A 20,891-nucleotide genomic window follows, 5' to 3' on the forward strand; every position below is an offset into this window, starting at 1 on the left:
TTGATGACTTTTTTCGGCTCGAGCCATTGGCTGTTCTCGGTCAAGACATTCGTCGCCGCGATGTTGGCCCTCGCCGTCAGCTTCTGGCTCGATCTGCCGCGGCCCTATTGGGCGTTGGCGTCGGTCTATATCGCCTCGCAGCCGCTCGCCGGCGCGACGATGTCGAAGGCCGTCTATCGGGCCGCTGGCACATTGATCGGCGCGGCGGGCGCGGTTCTGATGGTTCCCAATCTGGTCGACGCCCCGCTCGTGCTGGCGCTCGCCATGTCGATCTGGTCGGGATTTTGCCTCTATCTCGCGCTGCTCGACCGCACGCCGCGCGGCTATGTTTTCATGCTCGCCGGCTATACAGCGGCGATCGTCGGATTTCCGGCCGTCGACGCGCCGTCGACGGTCTTCGATCTCGCTCTGTCGCGAACCGAAGAAATCCTCGTCGGCATCGCTTGCGCTTCGCTCGTGTCGAGCCTCGTCTTCCCGCGCTCCGTCGGCGCCGTCGTCGCCGAAAGGCTCGATATCTCGCTGCGGCATGGACGCGACGCCGCCAGCGACGCGCTCGATCCGCAAACGAGCGCGCCGAACGACGCGCATTGGTTACGCCTCGTGACCGATGTGGCGGAGATCGAGACGCTCGCCGCCCATCTCTCCTTCGATCCTGCGGTCGAACGCCGATCGCTCGACCGCATCCGTCGCATCACGCCACGCATGCTCATGCTGTTTCCCGTTCTGTCGGCGATCTCCGATCGCCTCGCCGCGCTCGCCGACCTCGGCGGCGCCTCGGAACGCGTTGGCGCGCTCGTCGAGCGCGCGCGCGCCGTGGTCGTCGGGGCCGAAGATTCGGAGAAGACGACTGCCGAGCTTCGGCGCGACCTCGAGTCGGCTGCCGCCGCGAGCGCGGACGCCGACTGGCGCGCGCTCATCGAGGCGAGCCTCTGCCAGCGTATCGGCGAGCTGCTCGATATTTTGTTCGACTGCGGCGAGCTGACGAAAGCCCTCGCCGACGGGTCGGTTCAGCCAGCGCCCTTGCGCCTCACGGTCGAATCGCGCGTGGCGCGCGTCCGCCATCTCGACCATGGCGCCGCCCTGCACGCGGCCTTCGCGCTCGGCTGCGCGATTTTCGCCTGCTGCCTATTCTGGATCGCCACGGCGTGGCCGGAGGGCTCGGTCGCAGCCATGATGGGAGCGATCGTCGGAAGCCTCTACGCATCTCAGGACGATCCCACTCCGTCGATCGCCGGCTTCGCCAAATGGACCATCGTCGCCACGACGATCGCCGGCGTCTACCTTTTTGTCATATTGCCGCGCATTCACAATTTCGAGACGCTGGCGCTGGCGCTCGCTCCCGTCTACCTCGCCTTCGGCTTGCTCATCGCCTCGCCGCAGACCTTTCGCATCGGCTTGCCGCTGGCCATCGTCACGCCGACGGCCATGGCCGTGCAGGAGCTCTATTCCGCGGACGCCGAGAATTTCGTGAATACGAGTCTCGCAATGTCCGCCGGCATGGCGCTGACGGCGGTCACGACGGCCTTGATCCGCCGCGCCGGCGCGCAATGGCGTGCGCGCCGCTATGCGCGCGCCAACCGGGACGCGCTCGTTCAGGCGGCCGATCCGCGCGCGGGAAACGACGTGCGCCTCATGGGCTTGATGCTCGATCGTCTGTTTCTGCTCGCGCCCATCGCCCATGCGGTCGAAGGCAAACTGCCGGACGCGCTGCGCGATTTGAGAACCGGGCTGAATATTCTCGATGCGCGCCGATCGCGAAACACGCTGGTCGGCTCTCGCCGAAGACGGATCGACGCGTTGTTGAAGCATCTCACCCGCTCTTTCCAGATCGGTGCGCCGGCGCCGTCTCGGGCCGCTCTGCATGCGATCGACCGCGCGATGGCGATGGCGCGAAACGCCGGCGACGCGCGCCTGCTGCTCGCTCTGGTCGGCCTGCGGCGCTGTCTCTTCGCCGCAGAGCCCCCGCCCGACCAGTCCTTGTTGGAGGCGAAAGTCGCATGAATGCGGAAATCAGCATCTTCGGCGTGTTCGTATCGTCGCTGCTCGCCTTTGCGCTCGTCGCTTTCGTTCTGGAGGTCGTGATCGAGCGAGCGCTCGAAACCATCGGCTTCTACCGCTTCGTCTGGCACCCGGCATTGTTCAATTTCGCCATGTTCGTCTGTCTGCTCGGCGCTTGCGTTCTTCTCTTATCCCCGGAACGTCTGTGAAAACGAAGCTGCTCACCTTCCTTCGCATCGCGACGACATTAGCGCTCGCCCTGGTGGCGGCCTTCGTCGTCTGGCGCCTTTGGGAATATTACGAAGCGGAGCCCTGGACCAGGGACGGGCGCGTGCGCGCCGATGTCGTCGCCGTCGCCGCCGATGTGTCGGGGCTCGTCAGCGAGGTGCTCGTTCACGACGATCAATTCGTACGCAAGGGCGAGGCGCTGTTCCGCATCGATCGGGAGCGCTTCGTTCTCGCGCTGCGACAGGCCGAGGCGATTCTCGAGGGACGCACCGCCGCGCTCGACGTCGCGACGAAGGATCTGGCGCGTTATCGCGCTCTCGAGGCGACGAAGACGATCGCGGTCTCCAAGCAGCAGCTCGACGCGGCGATATCCGCGCAGGCGCAGGCCCAAGCGGCGTTGCGGCAGGCGGCGGCCGACCGCGATGTCGCCAGATTGAACCTCGATCGATCGGAGGTGCGCGCTTCCGTCAGCGGGCCTTTGACGAATTTCGACCTGAGGCCCGGCGTCTATGTGACGGCGGGCAAGGGCGTCGCGGCGCTGATCGACGCCGAGAGCCTGTATGTCGACGGCTATTTCGAGGAGACGAAGCTGCCGATGATTCATGTCGGCGACCGCGCCGAGATTCATTTGATGGGCGAGACGAAGACAATTTTCGGACGCGTCGAAGGAATAGCGGGCGGCATAGAGGATCGCGAGCGTAGCGCCGGAACGACGATGCTGCCGAATGTCAATCCGACATTCAGCTGGGTGCGGCTCGCGCAGCGCATACCTGTGCGCATCGCGCTCGATCCGGCTGCCGGCGACGTGGCTATGATCGCCGGGCGCACGGCGACTGTCGTTATCGGCGCGAAGAAGCCATGACGCCGCCGCTCGACGACGACCACCCGTTGCGTTGAGCGGAACGCGCGCTCAGCGACTCGCGGAGGAAGCGTAGCCTCGCTCGACGGCCTTCAACGCCGCCTCGAATCTGTCGAGAATCGCGCCGATGTCGCTGTCGCTCACGATGAGTGGCGGCAGGAGGCGCACAACCGATGCGAAGCGGCCGCCGAGCTCGAGAATGAGGCCGCGACGCAGGCACTCGTGTTGGATTTTTCGCGCCGTCTCCGGAGCCGCCGGCCGCATCGCTCCATCCGGCGCGCGGTCGTCGACGATCTCCACGCCGACCATGAGGCCTCGTCCGCGAATGTCGGCGATGCAGGATGCGTCTTCGGCGATCGACGCCAGTCCGCGCCGAAGACGCGCGCCCATCGTCTCCGCATTGAGATCGAGCCTTTCGCGCATGATATGGCGGATCGTCGCGGCGCCCGATGCGAAGGCGAGCTGATTGCCGCGAAACGTCCCGGCATGCGCGCCGGCCTTCCATATATCCAGATCGCGATGATAGACGACGACCGATAGCGGAAGCCCGCCGCCGATCGCTTTCGACAGCACGAGCACATCCGGCGTCACTCCGGCATGCTCGCATGCATACATGCGCCCGGTGCGTCCGAGACCTGTTTGCACCTCGTCGAGAATGAGAGGAATGCCGCGGCGCTTGGTGATGTCGCGAATCTTGCGCAGCCAGTCGTCCGGCGCCGGATTTACGCCGCCCTCTCCTTGAACGACCTCGAGTATCATGCCGGCGGGCGGCAGCACGCCGCTGTTCGGATCCTCGAGGAGATTCTCGATATAGCGCGCGCCAATGTCCGAGCCGGCCTCCCCGCCGAGTCCGAAGGGACAGCGATAATCGGAAGGGTAGGGAAGAAATTGCACCTCGCCGCCGAGACCGCCGACGGCCCTTCGCGGAGTCGGCTCGCCGGTGACGCCGAGGGTCGCATGCGTCATTCCATGATAGGCGCCCTGGAACGATGCGACGCCGCGCCGCCCGGTCGCGGTCTTGACGAGCTTGAGAGCCGCCTCGACCGCATCCGCGCCGGAGGGGCCGCAAAATTGTATTTTGAAGTCTTCTGCGAATGTCGGCGGAAGACTGTCGAACAGCTCGCGGATGAACCGGTCCTTCAGCGGCGTCGGCAGATCGAGCGTCTGGAACGGCGCCTGCTCCGCCAAGGTCGCGCGGATGGATTCGACGACAACCGGATGATTGTGGCCCAGAGCCAAGGCGCCCGCTCCCGCGAGACAGTCGATGTATTCACGTCCTTCCGTGTCCTCCACGATGACGCCGCGGCCCGCTCTGAGGGCGATCGGCAGGCTTCGCGGATAGGTCCTCGCATTGGATTCGATATCGGCCTGGCGCGCGAGATAGCGATTGCCGAACGCGCTATAGAGCGGATATGCGGCATGGAGGTTCTCGGCGCCGGAACTCGGGAATTCGCCGTCCGAAGGGCGATCGACGAGCTGCACGCTCGCATTCGAAAATTCCGGGTCGGTCGGCGCGGTCGACGGCGCGCGGCTGCTCGCAAACGCATCTGACGATTTGGACATCGTGCACCCCATCGGCGCCCCCGCGACGACGGACCATTCCGTCGGCGTACGCATTCCTGCTGACAAAGACGTGCGAGGTCGGACGAAGGCGCCAAACAATTTTCTGCGCGCGCGTCGCCCTGGGGGAGCGCCGACGATGAGCAGCCTGCGGTCGCTGCTCGGCGGCGAATGTCACGAAAATATTTGCGCAGTGGGTGCGGCGGCTATCGATGGGCGGGCGTCGACATCTGGCGGACTGTCAGAAAGTCACGCCCGCCGAACGCAGGCGCAAAGACGCCGAAGCCGTCAGCCCCGCGGCTGCTTTTCCCGCCGCGGCTTCTGCTTATGCTTCGGCGGGGCGTCTCTGCGCGGCGGCTTGACGTGTCTCGGCTCGGAATAGCCGTCCAGACGATCCACGCGAATATTGTCGCCGCCCGGCCGGCGCATGTCGACGACGAATTGCGCCGCCGCCGGCTCGGCGATCTCGACCTGCGTCTCATGCTCGAAGATCTGGATCGCGCCAATGTCTTGCCGCATGAGATTTCCCTTGCGGCAGAGCATGGGCAGCAGCCATTTCGGATCGGCGTTCTTCGCGCGGCCGATGTCGAGACGAAACCAGACGGCGCCGCCCGGCAGGCGGGACGGACGCGGCTCCTTGGCGGGCCGCGCGCCTGCCGCCCGGGAGGGGCGGGGCTCTCGATCCCGAGACTCGCGGGGCTCCCGGCGATCGGGCTCCTGCCCGGGGTCGAGGACGGCTTCGGTCGCGGGAAGCCGTGCGCGATAGAGGCGAACGAGCATTGCGCCGAGCTGCTCGGGCGATCGCTCCGCGAGAAGCAGCTTTGCCGCCTCGAAATCCTCCTCGCTCGGCGGCTCCGCCAGCAGCGGATCGCGCATCATGCGTTTGCGATCGAGCTCGCAGATCTCCTCGGCGGAGGGCGGACCGCTCCAAAATGCGTGCACGCCGGCGTCTCGCAGCAGCCGCTCGGCGCGCTGGCGTCTCGCGGAGGGGATCAGCAGCGCGCTGACGCCCTTGCGCCCGGCGCGCCCGGTGCGACCGCTGCGGTGCTGCAGCGCTTCCGCGTCATGCGGCAGATCGGCGTGAATGACGAGATCGAGATTGGGCAGGTCGATGCCGCGCGCCGCGACGTCGGTGGCGATGCAGACACGCGCCCGCCCGTCACGAAGCGCCTGCATGGAGTGGTTGCGCTCGTGCTGACCGAGCTCGCCCGACAACAGCACGGCCGCAAAACCGCGTTCGAGCAAGATCGCATGCAGATGGCGAACAGACTCGCGCGTGTTGCAGAACACGATCGCCGTCGGCGCCTCGAAATAGCGCAAGAGATTGACGGTCGCGAGCTCCGTCTCCTTCGGCGCGACGCGAACCGCGCGATAGTCGATGTCGCCGTGACCGCGCTCCCCGCGCGCCACGTCGATCCGCCGCGCGTCGCGCTGATAACGCTTGGCCAGAGCCGCAATGCCCTTCGGCATGGTGGCCGAGAAGAGCAGCGTGCGCCGATCCTGCGGCGTCGCCTCGAGAATGAATTCGAGATCCTCCCGAAAGCCCAAATCGAGCATCTCGTCGGCTTCGTCGAGAATGACCGCGACGATGCGCGTCGTGTCCAGCCCGCCACGCTCTATGTGATCGCGCAGACGTCCGGGCGTTCCCACGACGATATGGGCGCCCTCCGTCAATTTGCGGCGCTCGAGGCGCGCGTCCATGCCGCCGACGCAAGAGACGATTCGCGCCGCGGCGTGCTCGTAGAGCCAGCCCAGCTCGCGCTCGACCTGCAAGGCGAGCTCGCGCGTCGGCGCGACGACGAGCGCGAGGGGCGCATGCGGCTCCGGCAGGCGATCCGCCTCGCCGAGAATCGTCGAGGCGATGGCCAAGCCATAGGCGACCGTCTTTCCCGATCCGGTCTGAGCGGAAACGAGAATGTCTCCGTCTTGCGCTTCGGCGGACAGCACCGCCGCTTGAACCGGCGTGGGCGAATTGTAATTGCGCTCCGCCAAGGCTTTGGCGAGCGGGGCGCGGGCGTTCGGGAAGGTCACGGGTGAGCTTGCCTGGCGAGTGGGCGATGCAGAGAATGGGCGAGAGATACGCGCTCGAACGGGTCTCGTCGAGCCATCGGCTCGTTGGAAGGTCGGGGCCGCCGAAGCGAGCTTGGTCGGCGCGATATTATTTGCTTCGCGCGCGTCCCGCTAGATGGCGCTTCCGATCGAACGGAGAATAGCGTTCTAACGGAGAATAGCGTTCTAGAGGAGGTCGTCGATCTCCTCGATCTTGTCGTCGTCGTCGATCGGCGGCGGGACGCTGTCGTCGGCTTCTGCGTCTTCGTCCACCTCTTCCTCGGTCTCTGTTTCCGCCTCGGCTTCCGTCTCCGTTTCAGACGATGAAATGGCGTCGCTCGGAGGCTGGTCGCCGATGCGCGCGTCGCCGGCCATGGAGCGATACGGAGCCCTCCGCGGAAGCGAGCGCGGCAGCTCCACGACTTGGAAGATCGCCGCGCATTTGGGACAAGTGATCGGCTCGCGATTGAGATCGAAAAACGCGGCGCCACAGCTCAGGCATCGGCGCTTCGCGCCAAGTTCGGCTTTCGCCACGGCCTTCTCCTCTTGGTCGAGAATTCGGGCTTCAGGCGACCTGCAGCTGGTCGGCCGAAGATTTGCCGCTGCGCTTGTCGATGACGGTCTCGTAGGAAATCTTCTGGCCTTCGGCGAGGCCGCGAAGCCCTGCGCGCTCCACCGCGCTGATGTGGACGAACACATCCGCGCTGCCGGAGTCCGGCTGGATGAAGCCGAAGCCCTTCTGCGAGTTGAACCACTTCACGATACCGGTTTGCATGCGTTTTCCTTCTCTCGCGCGAAGACTGGGCGGCCGCGGTCGCGCGGTCGCATGTAGATCGAAGCTCTGGGAGGAAAGTCGCACGCCGACGCGCCAAAAGGCGGGAAAGCTCGTTCGTTCGGCCGAAACTCGATTTAGGAGATATAGGGCGTCGGGACGAAAATGCAACAGAGCGGTTTCGCTGCGAGACTATGTTTGCGGGGCTCGCGTGCTGGCGTCGCCACAGGATGCGCCTCGCGCGCTTTATTTCGAGACGCGATTGCGCGCGAGCTCGGCCCCTGGGCCGGCCGCCTCGAGCTGCTGAGCCGCGTCCTGGTCCCTGTCAAACATCAGGGGGATGGGAATCAGGCGCTGAAAAAACAGTTGAACCTCGAGACACAGGCTGCTTACTGCGCCAAGATTCCACTTCCAATTCGCTATGCAATCTAAATGAATAGCGCATTGGATTCTCTCTTCGGACACGAATTCCGTCGATCGGAACGCGTCCGAGCAAACAAATGAGCCGTCCTCGAATGACCGATCAGCCCTGTCCCTGCCGCGCCCAGGACGCCGAGCCGGCGCCCCTCTCCGCTTGCTGCGGCCCTCATGTCGAAGGGGCGAAACCCGCGCCGACCGCCGAGGCGCTGATGCGCTCGCGCTACACGGCCTATGTTCTCGGCCGCATCGATTATCTGGAGAATACGCTCGCGCCCGAGCGTCGGGCCAGCTTCCACCGCGCGGCGGCCACCGATTGGTCGAAAAAATCGCAATGGCTCGGCCTCGACATAGAAGCGACGGAGGCGGGCCAGCCCGGCGACGCCACCGGCCATGTGGAATTCACCGCACATTATATTTCGGAAGGCCTGCGTCTCACGCATCGTGAGAAATCCCTGTTTCGCTTCGACGAAGCCGATCAGCGCTGGTATTTCGTCGAGGGCGCGGGCCGCAAGAGCGCGCCGGTCATCCGGCAGCCGAGACCGGGACGCAATGACCCTTGTTCTTGCGGATCGGGCAAAAAATACAAAAAATGCTGCGGCGTGGCGACCTGAGATCGCGCCGCGGCGGCTTGGCGTTCGCTCTCGGGGGAGCGCCGAACGCCGGCTCGGCCATGGCGACGCCGGATTGACCCTAGCGCCAGCGCTGTAGCAAAAGGCGTCGGCGCTCGCTCTTTCCTCAGTCGGCGTCAAAGGCCCGCATCGCATGATCGACCGGCGACGCCAGCTCAAACGCCTTCTCACGGCGCCGGCCGTCGTCGGCGGCGTCGGCGCGCTGATCTTCGCAGCCCTCTCGGCCACGGATCTCCACGGATTCGCGAGCGTGCTGCGCGAGCGCGCGATCGACGCGCTACAGCGGGTCGCCCCGCGTGAGACAGGGCGCGCCGGCGTGCTGGTCGTCGATATCGACTCGGCGACCGTCGTCCGCGCCGGCGGCTGGCCGCTTCCGCGCGACGACATGGCGCGGCTCGCGGCGCGCATTCTCGACGGGCGTCCCGCGGCGCTCGCTTTCGACATTTTCTTCGACAGATCCGATCGACATTCCCTGCGCGCTCATATCGAGGGCGTGTCCGATCCGAAATTGCGCGCCGAGCTCGCGCCGATTCTCGCGCAGGCGCCGGATCCAGATCACGAATTCGGCGAGACGCTCGAGCGTGGCCAGACGATTCTGGCGGCGCTGGCGGGCGGCGCGGCGCCGCCGGCCGCGTTCAATTTCGTGCAGGCCGAAGAGCCGACCGGACCGCAATCCGCGCGGCCGATCGCCGGCGCGCTCACGCCTCACGAGCCGCTCGCGGCCTCGGCTCTGGGCCTCGGCGTGTCGTCGCTGTTCGGTGAGGAGGGCGGGGTGGTGCGCAGGGCGCCGCTGCTGTTCTCGGTCGGCGATCGGCTCATTCCCGGCCTCGCGCTGGAGGCGACCCGCGTCGCCGAAAATGTCGCCATGCTCTCTGTCGAAGGCGGCCGGCTCGAGATTGGGGCGCGCCGCGCGCCTTTGGGCGAGGGCGGCGCGCTGCGCCTGCGCTGGTCCGATCCCGCCCATTGGGCGCAGCGCACGCTCTCTGCCGCCGACCTTCTCGAAGGGCGCGTCGCGCCCGAGCGGCTTGCGGGACAATTGGTCATTGTCGGCGCCAGCGCGCCGCAGGCGGGAGCGCTGCGCCCGACTCCGCTCGGCCCGCTGACCCCCAGCGTGCAGATCCACGCCGAAGCGGCGGAGCAGCTCCTCGCCGGAATAGCTCCGTTGCGCCCGAAGCACGCGGTCGCGATGGAAGTCGGCGCGGCCCTCGTCCTCGCCGCCGTCGCCGCCGCCGTCGCCGCGAGGGTCGGCCCCATGACGGCCTTCGCCCTGCAGTCGGCCCTGTCCGCGTTCTGGATCGCCGTCGCTGCGACGGCGCTGATCTTTCAGAATATCGTCCTCGATCCCGCCGGACCTCCGCTCATCGTCCTGCTCTCCGGCAATATGGCCGCGGCGGCGGCCTTCGCCCGCACGCGCCAGATGAAGGCGTTCATCTCGCGCAAATTCGAGCAATATCTGTCTGTCGATGTGGTGCGCGAGATCATCGCCCACCCCGAGCGTCTGCGGCGCAAGGGCGAGATGCGCGTCATCACGGCGCTTTTCACCGATATCGAAAATTTCACCCCCATGACGCGCCGCCTCGCGCCGCGCGACCTCATCGCCCTGCTCGACGTCTATCTCGGCGGCCTGGAGCGAATCGTCACCAATCACGGCGGCATGGTGGACGGCGTGACCGGCGACGCCATTCACGCCTTTTTCAACGTGCCGCTGGAGCGCGCCGATCACGTCGACGCCGCCATCGCCTGCGCCGCGGCGATCGTCGAATTTTCGGAAAGCTTCCGCAAAGAGCCGCTGGCGGCGCAGGCGGGCTTCGGACGCACGCGAGTCGGCGTCGAGACGGGGCCGGCGATCGTCGGCGATGTCGGCGGCGCGCGCCGCTTGAACTACACGGCCTATGGCGATGCGGTGATCGTCGCGGCCCGGCTGGAGCAGGCGAACAAGCAGTTCGATTCGCAAATCTGCATCGGACCGGGCGCGGCGGCTGCGGCGGCGCGGCGCGATTTGGCGCCGCTCGGCATGCTGCGGCTCAAAGGCCTGCCAGAGGACACGATGATCTTCACGCTCGCGGGCGAGTGACGCGCCGCGTCAGCGGACGGACTCCAGCGCCTCCTCGATGCGCTTTGCCCCCCATTTTGTCACCGGGCTCGGCTCCGAGGGCTCAGCGTCGAGCAGTCCGGGAAGGAAGACCACGCGAGGCGGCGGGAAATCGACGCCCTCTCCGGCCGTCAGCCGCACGGAACCCGACCGCGTGACGACGTCGACGGCGCCTTTCTGGACGAAAACGCCGAACACTCCCCGGCTGGGGCCGGCGAAAAACACCGTGCCGCGCGCCGACAAAAGCCCATAGGGCGTCTCGAGGTCGAAGCTTTTTTCGGCCCCGCTGGCGCGGTCGATCAGAACGGCCCCCTCTTCCAGAGTGGTCCGGGCGGATAATTTCCCAACGAATTTGTCGACTTTCAGCACCGCATTGGCGCCGAGCCGCAGGCGCGTCGCCGCGCCGAGCTTGAGATCGAGCCGCGACGCATCGCCGGTGGTGGCGCGATCGTTCAGCAGGACGGCCGCACCCGCCTCCGCCGGCGAACGCCCATCGGCTCGCTCCAGCGCGGCTTCCCCGCGCGCCGCGACCACAGAGCCGACCGGCTCCGCGCGTGCGAGCCCGAGGGAGCCGATCGTGGCGAGGGCCGCGGCGAGGATAGCAAAGTGACGGTTGGACATGACGCAGCTTCCTTTCGCCGCACTTTGGTGCGGCGACGCTGGCGGCGCAAGCCCATCGGAGACAGCGCTCTGGGGAAAGGCGGCGGCGCTCGCGCGATGAGATCGCCAGCCCGAGACGCCGTCTTCTTCGTCGCTCGGTCCAATGGGGCTTGCGATAAGCATTTTGCGAAGCGAGAGAGAAGCGGCGGCAGTCGGGCGTTTGTATCGTAAAGCCGACTTTGTCCGGCGACGGGGCCTGTGGCTCTATCCTTGCTTGCGGAATTACGACTGGAACCGGGCGCGACGCCTCGAAAGCGCGCAGCCTCGCCCTCGAACAGCGGAACATGTCAGGCGCATCGTCAGATCCGGCCAATGAGCCCAATGACCAAATCGAGCCTGTCATCGGCAGTGACGGGCCTGCGGCGGCGACTCCGCTCGACTTTTCCGGCGCTGCGCCCGAGAATTGCGAAGACTCAGCTGATTTATCGGACGAGCCACTGGAGGCAGCCGCGCTCTCCGACGCGCTCTGCGCCCAGATCACGCCACTTTCTTTTGGCGATCGCGTCTTCTTGTTTCAGTCCGAGGCGGAGGCTTGGCGCTACGCAGTCGAGATGACGCGGCGTCACCATCGGATCGTCGGCCGCCCGAAGCGACGCCGGCTCATCGTTTGCGTCGGAGCCTCGGACGGAGCGGCAGGCTTGCCCCCCGGCTTGGAAGCCGATGGCGATGTCGTGCTGCTCCAAACGGACGATCCGGGCGCATTGGCCACGGAAATCGACAATCGGACGGCTGGAATACTGATCGCTCCGGTGAGGACGAAATCCGGTTTCGAAATCGTTCCGGGAGGGCAGCTCGCGCGACTGCGCGAGACCGCGGACGAATATGGACTCGTCCTCGCTTATGACGAAAGTTCGTGCGGCTTCGGGCGCTCGGGCATGCTGTGGGCGCATGAATGGACCGGCGTGACCCCGGACGTGATGGTCGCCCTCCATCGGCCGGCGAACGCCCCGCCGCTGGCGGCGCTGGTCGTCACCCAAAGATTGGCGCGCGGAGCGCCGGGCCACCCGCCTCTCGTCGATCGGTCGACGCTCGTGAGCGGGCGCGCTTTTATGGATATGCTGGCGGCTCCCGGCTTTCTGGAACGCGTGCAGAATCGAGGCTGGCGTCTCGAAGACCGGCTCACGGAGCTGTTCTATAAGCGCCGCGGGGCGTTCACGGCGCTGAGCGGCATCGGCCTATTGCAGGGCCTTGCGTGTCCGGGAGAGGCGGAGCCGATGCGCGCGATGCTGGCCGAACGCGGGCTCCTCACCCGCGCCATGGGATCGTTCCTCGGCCTATTTCCTCCGCTGACGGTCGAGGAAGGCGAAATCGACGCGGCGGTATCCATCATCGACGCGGCTTGCGCGCGGGAGACGCAATGAGAGCCGACGCGATCGCGCCGGGAATTGCGATGATGCGGAGCGATGATCGGCGCGACGGAAATCAAAGGATCGGGCGTCGCTATCGAACGGATCGAGGCGCGAGGCTCGATCCGTCGGCGCCTTCACCGGAGGTCGGCGCGAGGCCTTCATCGATATCTCGGAGGTGCAATTTGCCGCATCTCACTCTTGCGGCAGCCGCCGAAAAGAGAGCTTGAACGTCGCGCCTCCGCCTTCGGTGTCGCCGACGACGATTTGGCCGCCGAGGCGCGTCATCAGCTCTCTCGCGATCGTCAGGCCGAGACCCGTTCCCGGCGGCGCCTCGCTCTTGCGCCAGAACGGCTCGAAAATGAGCTCGCGATCCGCTTCCGCGATTCCTTCGCCATGGTCGATGACTTCGACCATGGCGTCGGCGCCGACGCGGACGATCACAGATCCGCCTTCGGGCTCGGCGCGTAGCGCGTTGTCGACGAGATTGGAGAGAACGGACTCGAGGGCCGCGCGATTTCCGCGGACAAAGACAGCGGAATTGGGAGCATCGAATTCGATTTGGCGACCATTCTGAACAGCGAGCAGCAGCGCATCGGCGGCGACGCGCCGGCTCGAGGCAACGAGATCGACCTCTTCTGTCGAGCGGGCAGGGCTATCCGACAGGCGGGTCGTCGCCAGCAATTGCTCGACGATATTGCGAATGCGATGCGCGTCGCCTTGCAGATCGAGGAGAAAGCTCGGCTGCTTCGGAGCGTCGAGGCGCGCGGTCAAAATCGCGACAGGGGTGCGCAATTCATGAGCGGCGTTGGCGGTGAAACGGCGCAGTCGCGCGGCTCCGGCGTCGAGGCGCTCCAGCGCCTGATTGAAGGCGACGACCAGCGGCCGGACTTCCGCGGGCGTCGTTGCGTCGGGAAGACGTTGTTCGAGCGTGTCCATGTCGATCCGCGCGGCCTCGGCGGCGATGTCGCGCAGCGGGGCGAGCCCGCGGCGCACGGCGAACCAGCTCGTGAAAATGGAAAAGAGAATGGCGGGGCCGAAATAGGCGCTCATCCATTTGGCGTCGTAGAACATCGAGACAAATATATCCGGCCAACGAAATGTGAAGCCGTGGACGCCGATCGACACGGGGCCGTAGGGCGTCTCTCGCGATTGGAGATAACCGGTCGGTCGGCCGTGCTGATGCGGGTCCAGCGAGAAATGAACCCAGCTCGGATGAAGAGCGCGGAGGCTCGTCAAAGCCGTCACGAGCTCGGGCGAGGAACCTGGGGCGGGCCGCATCTCTATCGGCTCGAACACCGCATATTTCAACTTTGGGTTGCGCGCCAATTCGGCGAGTAGCGCCTGTGTGGGCTCGACTCGTAGCGCCCCATCTGCGCCGCGTTCGATAGACGCCATGATCAGCTCGCGTGTGCGTGGATAGGCGATCTCATCGAGCGAGGTCGCAAAATCCTCCAGCCCGAAGAGGCCGAGAACGAGCGCGCAGATCCAGCCCCCGCCGACCGCGACGAGCTGCGCGGCCAAGAGATAGGCAGCCGCCCGCAACGCCAGCGAAGGGCCTCTGCTCATCGCGCCGATTCCGTCAGCATATAGCCGATGCCGCGCGCGAGATGAATCGTGACGCCGGCGCCGAAGGATTCGAGCCGCTTGCGCAATCGCCAGACGAGAGTGTCGAGCGTATGCGGCTGGATTTCGGCATCGAGGCCGTAAACCTCGTCCAACAACGCTTCACGCGCTATGACACGATCGGCGCGCCGCATCAGCGCTTCGAGCAGCGCGAGCTCGCGCCGATGCAAGCCGACGGGTCGGCCGGCGATCGTCACCTCGCGACTGGCGAGGTCCAGGGCGAGATTGGCGACGGCGAGCGAAGGCTGCGGCTCGGCTCCAGGACGCCTCAGGCAGGCCCGGATCCGAGCCATCAGCTCCGGGCCGCGGAACGGCTTGGCGAGATAGTCGTCCGCGCCCGCGTCCAGCCCGCAAATCGTGTCGTCCAGCGAGTCCAGCGCCGTCAACATTATGATCCGCACGCCGGGCCGCAGCCTGCGCAAATCGGCGACGATCGACAGACCGTCGCCGTCGGGCAGGCGCCGGTCGAGCAGAATGAGACCATAATTGGCCCTCGCCGCGGCTTCGATCGTCTCCTCGAGCGAGCCGCTGCGATCGACGATGAATTGGGCTTCCGCGACGAGCGAGGCGACCAGTCGCCCCATCTCCGGCTCGTCCTCGACGAGGAGAATACGCATGATCTCACCCTTCCCCTGGGGAAAATACTCTCCTAGAGCGCTCTCCGATCGTTCGATCGATCAGAATTCGCTCCCGAATAGAGAATCTCGAATGTGATCCGAGCCGATTGGATCGGGTCACGCTCTAGTTCGCGGCCGGGCTGGACGTCGAGGCCGCAGCAACTTTGATCTGAACGAAAACTTTACGATAAATCAATGGCTGGCTCCGTCGATCGAAACGCGGTCTGTTGCTCGGAGGATACAGTGAGCCGATATTCGGCGCGCCGCGCCGGATGTGAGACTAAGGGGAGGATTTATCCGTATTTTGCCGGGGTTGATCGGCGTCGAGTCGGCGGGCGGCGACAAATGGAGATGCGGAGGCTTCGCGCCATGACGGCGGCTGGAACCCGGCTGGAAGGATTGGCGCAGAGGCTCCATCGGCTCTTTATGAGCCTGGCGGCGCTCTCGTTCGTCCTCCAGAGCCTCGCCGCAATCGGCGGCGTGTCGCCGCATTCGATGTCGCACGAGCTCGGCGCATCGCCGCCCTCTATCGATTGCGTCGCGCAAAAATCGAATCCTCATTCGCACATCCCCGTCCGGGCCGAGGAGCCGGCCTGTTGTCTGCTCTTCGGCGCCTGCGACTGCGACGCGGCGCGGCTGGCGTTCGACCTCGACAGCGCCTTTCTCGCCGAATTGCCGGGTTTCGGCGCGATGGGCCGCGGCCCTAGACCCATGGTCGACAAGCGCGGCGGCCGCCCGACCGGCTGGGCGAGCTCTTGGTCGCCACGCGCGCCGCCCCTGTTCTCCTGAAGTTCGATCGGCGCGGCAGCTCCGCGTCTTCGTTCCTTTCGGCTTTCGCGCGGCCAATGTCGTCGCGCCAGGAGAAATTCAGCTATGATCGACTCGACCCTCTTGCGGGGCGTCTCCGCCTTGGTTCTTCTGCTTCCCTCTATCGCCGCCCGCGCACAGGAGGCGCTCCCGACAATCGATGTCGCTGGGGAAGCCAAGCCGTCTGCCGTCCGCGGCGCCTTGGGACCCGCGGCGAAGGAGACCGGCTACGCTCGGTCTTCCGCCGTCAGCGCCACCAAGACCGATGCGCCTCTGCTCGACACGCCGGTGTCGGTGCAGATCATCCCGCATGAGGTGATCGTCGACGAGCAGGCCCTGAGCACGATGGAGGCCGTCAAGAATGTCAGCGGCGTGCAATCGTCGCCCGGCACTTATTATGACCGCTATATGATTCGCGGCTTCAACATGCCTGCGACCTGGCGCAATGGTCTGAAGCTCCAGAGCCTCATCGGCGGGGAGGAGATCGCTTTCACCGATCGGGTCGAAATCGTCAAAGGGCCGGCTTCCGTGCTCTATGGGCGCCTCGAGCCCGGCGGCTTCGTCAATGTGGTGACCAAGCGTCCCCAGGAGGAGTTCAAGGCGGAGGCCGAGACGAAGTTCGGCAGCTGGGGATTGTCGCGCACCACCGTGGATATAACCGGCCCCGCGAATGACGAAAAAACTCTGCTCTACCGCGTCATGGGCGCATATGATCACGGCGACTCTTTCACCGATTTCGAGCACCATGACAATGGCGCGGTGGCGCTCTTTCTGACGTTCAGGCCGACTCAGAACTTCGAGTTCAACACTCAGGTCGAGCATTATCAGAAGAAGCAGTCGCAGCCGGACGGGCTCGGCAAAGTTCCCGTCAACACGCTTTTCGACGACAATGGTCGGCCCGTGGTCATTCCGGGCTTCAACGATCGTCCGCTGAATCTGTCGAGGCGCTTCTCGGTCGGCGACCCTGCCCTGTGGAGCGACTTTCCCTATGTCGTGCATCGAACCGTCGTCGGTTACGACTGGTCCTTCAAATTCGACGACAAATGGAAGATCACCAATCGCTTCCATTTTGTCACGAATGACGAAAATCAGACCGGCTTCTTTTCTTACGGCGGGTTCGACGGCGTAAATGTCGCGAGGACTTTCAGCAATTACCAGTATCAGCGACGCATCGTCGCGACCAATCTCGATTTGACTGGCGAAATACTGACGGGACCGATCAAGCACAAAACCTTGATCGGAGTCGACTGGTATTCCTATCAGGACGACTCGTTCGGCATCGACGCCGCCGGCACGCCGACGTTGCCGCTCAACGTCTATGCGCCGACCTATGGCAATTTGAACGGCTATTTGCATTATCTCGCCGATACGGGACGAGGAAATGCGTTGTTCCGATCCCGCGAGCGAGACTTCGGCGTCTATGCTCAGGACCAGATTTCTTTCTGGGACGATCGCATTCACGTCCTGCTCGGCGGCCGTTGGGACAAAGCCGAGGTCAATTATTCGCATGTCTATGGAGAGGCGGATGCGCCATGCTTCCCTGCTTGCACCGCCTATCCGCTGGATCACTTCGCCGATAAGCCGAAGCTATCGCCTCGCGTCGGCGTCTTGTTCAAGCTCGCGGACGACACATCGATATTCGGCAGCTATGTCCGGTCGTTCGGCACGAATAATGGCGTGTCGAGCGGCGGAACCATATACCCGCCAGAAGAAGCCCTGCAATGGGAGGCGGGGATCAAGAAGATCTGGCTCGATGGGAGGGTGACGACGAGCGTCTCCTTGTTCGATATCACCAAGAAAAACGTTCTGGAGCCGGATCCCGTCAACCCCAGCTTCAGCCGCGCCGCAGGCACTGTCGCCAGTCGAGGAATCGAGGTCGACGTGGCTGGAAATCTGACCGAGAATCTGAGCGTGATCGCCAGCTATACGTTCGATTCCGCGAAGATCGTCGACGATCTCGGCAATGGCAACGCCGGCAAGCGCTTCAACAGCGTCGCGCCGCATGTCGGAAATATCTGGGCGAAATGGGATACGGCGCCGGGCGTGCAGGAGGGTTGGGAGTTTGGAGGCGGCGTCTACGCCACGGACGATCGCTGGGGCACGGACGCCAACACATGGAAGCTCCCAGGCTATGTCAAGCTGGATGCGATGGGCGCCTATCGCACCGTGATCGAAGGGCATAAGATCAAGTTTCAATTGAACATCAAGAATCTGACCGACCGACGGTATTTCGAATATAGTGATCGCGTTCAATCCGCCTATTACGCCGCGCCGCGCACCTTTATCGGATCAGTGAATTTTCAGTGGTGACGAGCGGCGTTCGGCTCTGGAGAGGAGGGAGGCCTTGCGTGGCTTTTTCGTCTTTCTGCATCGCTGGGCCGGACTCGCCATGGCGGCGTTTCTCGTCGTCGTCGGCCTGACCGGCAGCCTGCTCGCCTTCAATACGGAGCTGGAGCGCGTTTTCGCGCCCCGGCTCTTCGCCACGCCGAGAGCCGATGCGGCGCCGCTCGATCTCGCGGCTCTGGCGTCTCGGGCCGAGGCGCAGGTCCCTCGAGGCCGTGTGACCTCCGTGACCTACGCCGAGCCCGATCAGGTCTCGATTTCCTTCGCGCCGCGGCAGAATTCTCGGACGCAGGCGCCGTATGATCTCGGCTTCACGGAATTCTTCGTGGATCCATGGACCGGCGCGGAACTCGGCCGACGTAGGCGCGCCGATCTCTCCGAAGGCCTCGTCAATCTCATGCCCTTCATCTACGATCTCCACTGGCGCCTCATGCTCGGCGGCGTCGGACAGCTGATATTGGGGATCGTGGCGACGATCTGGACGATCGATTGCTTCGTGGCCTTCTTTCTGACCCTTCCGCCCACGACGAAGTCCTTTCTGCGGCGCTGGAAGCCGGCATGGCTCGTCAAGCGCAACGCCGGCTTCTACCGCCTGAACTTCGATCTCCACCGCGCGGGCGGCCTCTGGCTATGGGCGGCGCTGTTGGTCTTCGCCTGGTCGAGCGTGATGATGAATTTGCGGCCCTTCGTCTACGAGCCGGTGATGCGGACTTTGTTCGATTTCCGCTCGTCGATCGATCTCTACCTATCCTTGCCGCAACGCGCCTACCGGCCGCCGGCGCTCGACTGGCCTGCGGCGCAGGGAGCCGGCGAGCGGCTCATCGCCGAGCAGTCGGCCCTGCGCGGCTTTACTTTCGGCAATGCCTTGGCGCTCTCCTATCTGGAAGAGGCGAACGCCTATCTCTATGAGGTCCGCGGCAGCCGTGATCTCTTCGAGCGCTCGCCCAAAGGCGGGGCGACGTCGGTGATGTTCGACGGTGACGATGGCCATTTGATCGAGGCGTCGCAGCCCACTGGCGAGCATATCGGCAATACGATCGAGAGCTGGCTCTACGCGCTTCACATGGCGCGCATTTTCGGCATGCCTTACAGGCTCTTTGTCTGTGCGCTCGGCCTCGCGCTCACGGCGCTGTCGGCGACGGGCGTCTACATCTGGTGGAAAAAGCGAAGAGCCCGCCGCCTTCATGCGCAACGCGACTCGGCCAAGGCGCCGAAATCGGTTGCGCTCCGATCCTCGGAATAACGAGCCTCGCGCGCGCTACGCGAGCTGAAATCGCGAGCCGATCTCCGACGAGAACGCCTTCGACGCACTGAGTCGAACTGCGCGCGCGCTTTCTGGCGCGAGGCGATGCGCGGCGCGCTGGCGTCTTCCGCCGCGTAGCGGCTGACGCTTTCGGCGAGCCCCGCTGGGCGGAGATGAAGCCCACGCATCCGAAAAGCAATTTCTGAAATTTCGTTGGCATGTTTTGCGAGACCGATCCGTCTAACTCAGTGAACGAACCGAATGCGGTTGCGGCCTTCTGCAAGACTGCGACAGAGAGGCGCGATGTCGTCGGAGCCAATTCTGTTCGTGGAATATTTCGGCCGCGTCGTGCGCAGCTCATTGTGAGCGCTGCAGGCGAACGACAATTCGGATCGAGAGGAGCTTGCTCATGGATCGGGACGACGAGGATCGCACGACCTACACGGTCGTGATCAATCACGAAGAACAATATTCGATTTGGCCCGATTACAAGCCTGTTCCCGCCGGCTGGCGCGCCGTCGGCAAAACCGGCCCGAAAGCGGAGTGTCTCGCCTACATCAAAGAGGTGTGGACGGATATGCGTCCTTTGAGCTTGCGCCGGCAAATGGCGGAAGCTCAGTCGGAAGCGTCCTGAGCCTGTCCTGTCGCCGATCGTCACGAGCACGGTCGCCTCGGGACGACGCGCGAATTGCGCGTGCGGACTGCGGTCGCAAAAGATCAGAGAGTAGGAGCGGGAATGTCGAAGGCCTACCGCGTCGCTGAGCTGGACCGTCTGTCGCCTGACGATTTCGCGAAATTCTACATTCGCCCCGCGCGGCCGGTGGTCGTGCGAGGCGCCTTGAAAGAATGCGCGGCCCTCTCCGACTGGACCTTCGATTATCTCCGTCGGCACGCCGGCGGCTCGAAGACGCCGCTGAAAGAATGGACCGCTTCCGGGGTCAAAATATCTCATATGCCTTTGGCCGATTATCTGGATGGTTTGGAGCTCTATGAAAGGCGCTGTGCGGCGGGCGAGCAGGTCGGAGAGAGGCCGCTCTATCTGCACGACATTCCATTGACCAGCGTGTTTCGTAACGCGAACGCTGATCTCGCGGCCTTTCCTCAAAGCTACTTTCCGTCCTGGTACGGCGCCGACTGGCCCAAATTCGCCCAGATGTTTCTCGGGCCGTCGGCCAGCCTCACGCCGCTGCATTTCGACTGTCTGCTGACTCACAATTTGTTCTTTCAAGTCTCGGGCAGGAAGCGCTTCACGCTATTTCCTCACGACGATCTGCAGCGCTGCTACCCCTACAATTGGCGCTGGTGCAAAGTGGACGTGGAAAATCCCGATCATGAGCGCTATCCGCTCTACCGCGACGCGCGAGGCGTCGAGATCGTGATCGGCCCCGGCGATCTGCTCTACATGCCGCCCGGCACGCTGCATCATGTCAGAAGCCTCGACTGCGCTTTGTCCTTCAACGTCGATTGGCACACGAAAGGCAGCGCTCTGAAAGGTTTGCTGGCGGCTATGCGCGGCATGCCTCTCCAGAATGTCTACTACAATGCGCTGATCGCTTTCGGCATGTGGGCAGGCGTCCCGTCGAAGCGCGTCATGCCCTTTTACAAATCCTATCTCAGCTACGTGTCGTGACCGATCGGCGCT

Annotated in this window: 18 protein-coding genes; 11 read left to right on the top strand and 7 right to left on the bottom strand. The window is 64.7% G+C overall.

Features of this window, described 5'->3' with window-relative positions:
* Positions 1-3: 3 nt before the first annotated feature.
* The 3 genes from METLW3_RS0120900 to METLW3_RS0120910 are packed head-to-tail and all read left to right on the top strand — an operon-like array spanning position 4 to position 3,088.
* Complete coding sequence (locus METLW3_RS0120900; RefSeq protein WP_024881740.1) at positions 4-2,001, top strand: FUSC family protein; 1,998 nt, start codon at positions 4-6, stop codon at positions 1,999-2,001.
* Positions 1,998-2,207, top strand: a complete 210-nt coding sequence (locus tag METLW3_RS0120905; protein WP_024881741.1) for a DUF1656 domain-containing protein — start codon at positions 1,998-2,000, stop codon at positions 2,205-2,207. The genes METLW3_RS0120900 and METLW3_RS0120905 overlap by 4 nt, the downstream gene beginning before the upstream one ends.
* Positions 2,204-3,088, top strand: coding sequence for an HlyD family secretion protein (locus METLW3_RS0120910; protein WP_024881742.1), 885 nt, complete (start codon positions 2,204-2,206; stop codon positions 3,086-3,088). The genes METLW3_RS0120905 and METLW3_RS0120910 overlap by 4 nt, the downstream gene beginning before the upstream one ends.
* Positions 3,089-3,136: 48 nt before the next feature.
* On the opposite strand, the gene METLW3_RS0120915 is transcribed toward METLW3_RS0120910, so the two are convergent.
* The 4 genes from METLW3_RS0120915 to METLW3_RS0120930 form a co-directional block, all read right to left on the bottom strand.
* A complete protein-coding gene (locus tag METLW3_RS0120915) occupies positions 3,137-4,648 on the bottom strand; it encodes a diaminobutyrate--2-oxoglutarate transaminase (RefSeq protein WP_024881743.1) in 1,512 nt (503 codons plus the stop codon).
* A 285-nt stretch (positions 4,649-4,933) separates the two neighbouring features.
* The gene (locus METLW3_RS0120920) at positions 4,934-6,676 is read right to left on the bottom strand and encodes a DEAD/DEAH box helicase (protein ID WP_024881744.1); all 1,743 of its coding nucleotides are present in this window, start codon (positions 6,674-6,676) and stop codon (positions 4,934-4,936) included.
* A 204-nt stretch (positions 6,677-6,880) separates the two neighbouring features.
* Complete coding sequence (locus METLW3_RS0120925; protein WP_024881745.1) at positions 6,881-7,228, bottom strand: TIGR02300 family protein; 348 nt, start codon at positions 7,226-7,228, stop codon at positions 6,881-6,883.
* A gap of 31 nt (positions 7,229-7,259) precedes the next feature.
* Positions 7,260-7,469: a cold-shock protein gene (locus METLW3_RS0120930; RefSeq protein WP_024881746.1), complete on the bottom strand. Its 210-nt coding sequence runs from the start codon at positions 7,467-7,469 to the stop codon at positions 7,260-7,262.
* Between the two features lie 512 nt (positions 7,470-7,981).
* Between METLW3_RS0120930 and METLW3_RS0120940 the strand changes: the two genes are divergently transcribed.
* Together METLW3_RS0120940 and METLW3_RS26075 are read left to right on the top strand one after the other, a co-directional pair.
* A complete protein-coding gene (locus tag METLW3_RS0120940; protein ID WP_024881748.1) occupies positions 7,982-8,497 on the top strand; it encodes a YchJ family protein in 516 nt (171 codons plus the stop codon).
* A gap of 151 nt (positions 8,498-8,648) precedes the next feature.
* Complete coding sequence (locus METLW3_RS26075; protein WP_024881749.1) at positions 8,649-10,589, top strand: adenylate/guanylate cyclase domain-containing protein; 1,941 nt, start codon at positions 8,649-8,651, stop codon at positions 10,587-10,589.
* A gap of 9 nt (positions 10,590-10,598) precedes the next feature.
* Here the strand turns inward: METLW3_RS26075 and METLW3_RS26080 are convergent, their stop codons facing one another.
* Positions 10,599-11,228 carry a FecR family protein gene (locus METLW3_RS26080; RefSeq protein WP_024881750.1) on the bottom strand — a complete coding sequence of 210 codons (630 nt, stop codon included), beginning with the start codon at positions 11,226-11,228 and terminating at the stop codon, positions 10,599-10,601.
* A 323-nt stretch (positions 11,229-11,551) separates the two neighbouring features.
* Between METLW3_RS26080 and METLW3_RS0120955 the strand changes: the two genes are divergently transcribed.
* Entirely contained in the window at positions 11,552-12,628 is a 1,077-nt protein-coding gene (locus METLW3_RS0120955; protein WP_024881751.1) for an aminotransferase class III-fold pyridoxal phosphate-dependent enzyme, read from the top strand.
* 180 nt (positions 12,629-12,808) lie between these two features.
* Here METLW3_RS0120955 and METLW3_RS0120960 read toward each other — a convergent pair whose 3' ends face one another.
* Together METLW3_RS0120960 and METLW3_RS0120965 are read right to left on the bottom strand one after the other, a co-directional pair.
* On the bottom strand, positions 12,809-14,182 hold the full coding sequence (locus METLW3_RS0120960; protein WP_024881752.1) for a HAMP domain-containing sensor histidine kinase: 1,374 nt from the start codon (positions 14,180-14,182) through the stop codon (positions 12,809-12,811).
* Positions 14,179-14,856 (bottom strand): response regulator transcription factor, encoded by a 678-nt coding sequence (locus tag METLW3_RS0120965; protein ID WP_024881753.1) that lies wholly within the window; start codon positions 14,854-14,856, stop codon positions 14,179-14,181. Before METLW3_RS0120965 ends, METLW3_RS0120960 begins: the two co-directional genes overlap by 4 nt.
* 369 nt (positions 14,857-15,225) lie before the next feature.
* On the opposite strand from METLW3_RS0120965, the gene METLW3_RS0120970 reads away from it, so the two are divergent.
* The 5 genes from METLW3_RS0120970 (at position 15,226) to METLW3_RS0120990 (ending at position 20,879) form a co-directional block, all read left to right on the top strand.
* On the top strand, positions 15,226-15,645 hold the full coding sequence (locus tag METLW3_RS0120970; RefSeq protein ID WP_134188220.1) for a hypothetical protein: 420 nt from the start codon (positions 15,226-15,228) through the stop codon (positions 15,643-15,645).
* Between the two features lie 84 nt (positions 15,646-15,729).
* Positions 15,730-17,973, top strand: a complete 2,244-nt coding sequence (locus METLW3_RS0120975) for a TonB-dependent siderophore receptor (protein WP_024881755.1) — start codon at positions 15,730-15,732, stop codon at positions 17,971-17,973.
* Positions 17,974-18,007: 34 nt separating this feature from the next.
* Positions 18,008-19,249, top strand: a complete 1,242-nt coding sequence (locus METLW3_RS0120980) for a PepSY-associated TM helix domain-containing protein (RefSeq protein ID WP_024881756.1) — start codon at positions 18,008-18,010, stop codon at positions 19,247-19,249.
* 409 nt (positions 19,250-19,658) lie between these two features.
* A complete protein-coding gene (locus METLW3_RS0120985) occupies positions 19,659-19,883 on the top strand; it encodes an MbtH family protein (RefSeq protein WP_024881757.1) in 225 nt (74 codons plus the stop codon).
* Between the two features lie 102 nt (positions 19,884-19,985).
* Entirely contained in the window at positions 19,986-20,879 is an 894-nt protein-coding gene (locus METLW3_RS0120990; protein ID WP_024881758.1) for a cupin-like domain-containing protein, read from the top strand.
* Positions 20,880-20,891 lie beyond the last annotated feature (12 nt).

Source organism: Methylosinus sp. LW3 (genome assembly GCF_000527115.1).
Taxonomy (GTDB): domain Bacteria; phylum Pseudomonadota; class Alphaproteobacteria; order Rhizobiales; family Beijerinckiaceae; genus Methylosinus.

Bases quoted from the DNA above. Each gene is read 5' to 3' on its own strand.
- METLW3_RS0120900 (WP_024881740.1), top strand. From the start codon at position 4: ATGACTTTTTTCGGCTCGAGCCATTGGCTGTTCTCGGTCAAGACATTC.
- METLW3_RS0120905 (WP_024881741.1), top strand. From the start codon at position 1,998: ATGAATGCGGAAATCAGCATCTTCGGCGTGTTCGTATCGTCGCTGCTC.
- METLW3_RS0120915 (WP_024881743.1), bottom strand. From the start codon at position 4,648: ATGTCCAAATCGTCAGATGCGTTTGCGAGCAGCCGCGCGCCGTCGACC.
- METLW3_RS0120930 (WP_024881746.1), bottom strand. From the start codon at position 7,469: ATGCAAACCGGTATCGTGAAGTGGTTCAACTCGCAGAAGGGCTTCGGC.
- METLW3_RS0120940 (WP_024881748.1), top strand. From the start codon at position 7,982: ATGACCGATCAGCCCTGTCCCTGCCGCGCCCAGGACGCCGAGCCGGCG.
- METLW3_RS26075 (WP_024881749.1), top strand. From the start codon at position 8,649: ATGATCGACCGGCGACGCCAGCTCAAACGCCTTCTCACGGCGCCGGCC.
- METLW3_RS26080 (WP_024881750.1), bottom strand. From the start codon at position 11,228: ATGTCCAACCGTCACTTTGCTATCCTCGCCGCGGCCCTCGCCACGATC.
- METLW3_RS0120955 (WP_024881751.1), top strand. From the start codon at position 11,552: ATGTCAGGCGCATCGTCAGATCCGGCCAATGAGCCCAATGACCAAATC.
- METLW3_RS0120960 (WP_024881752.1), bottom strand. From the start codon at position 14,182: ATGAGCAGAGGCCCTTCGCTGGCGTTGCGGGCGGCTGCCTATCTCTTG.
- METLW3_RS0120965 (WP_024881753.1), bottom strand. From the start codon at position 14,856: ATGCGTATTCTCCTCGTCGAGGACGAGCCGGAGATGGGGCGACTGGTC.
- METLW3_RS0120970 (WP_134188220.1), top strand. From the start codon at position 15,226: ATGACGGCGGCTGGAACCCGGCTGGAAGGATTGGCGCAGAGGCTCCAT.
- METLW3_RS0120975 (WP_024881755.1), top strand. From the start codon at position 15,730: ATGATCGACTCGACCCTCTTGCGGGGCGTCTCCGCCTTGGTTCTTCTG.
- METLW3_RS0120985 (WP_024881757.1), top strand. From the start codon at position 19,659: ATGGATCGGGACGACGAGGATCGCACGACCTACACGGTCGTGATCAAT.
- METLW3_RS0120990 (WP_024881758.1), top strand. From the start codon at position 19,986: ATGTCGAAGGCCTACCGCGTCGCTGAGCTGGACCGTCTGTCGCCTGAC.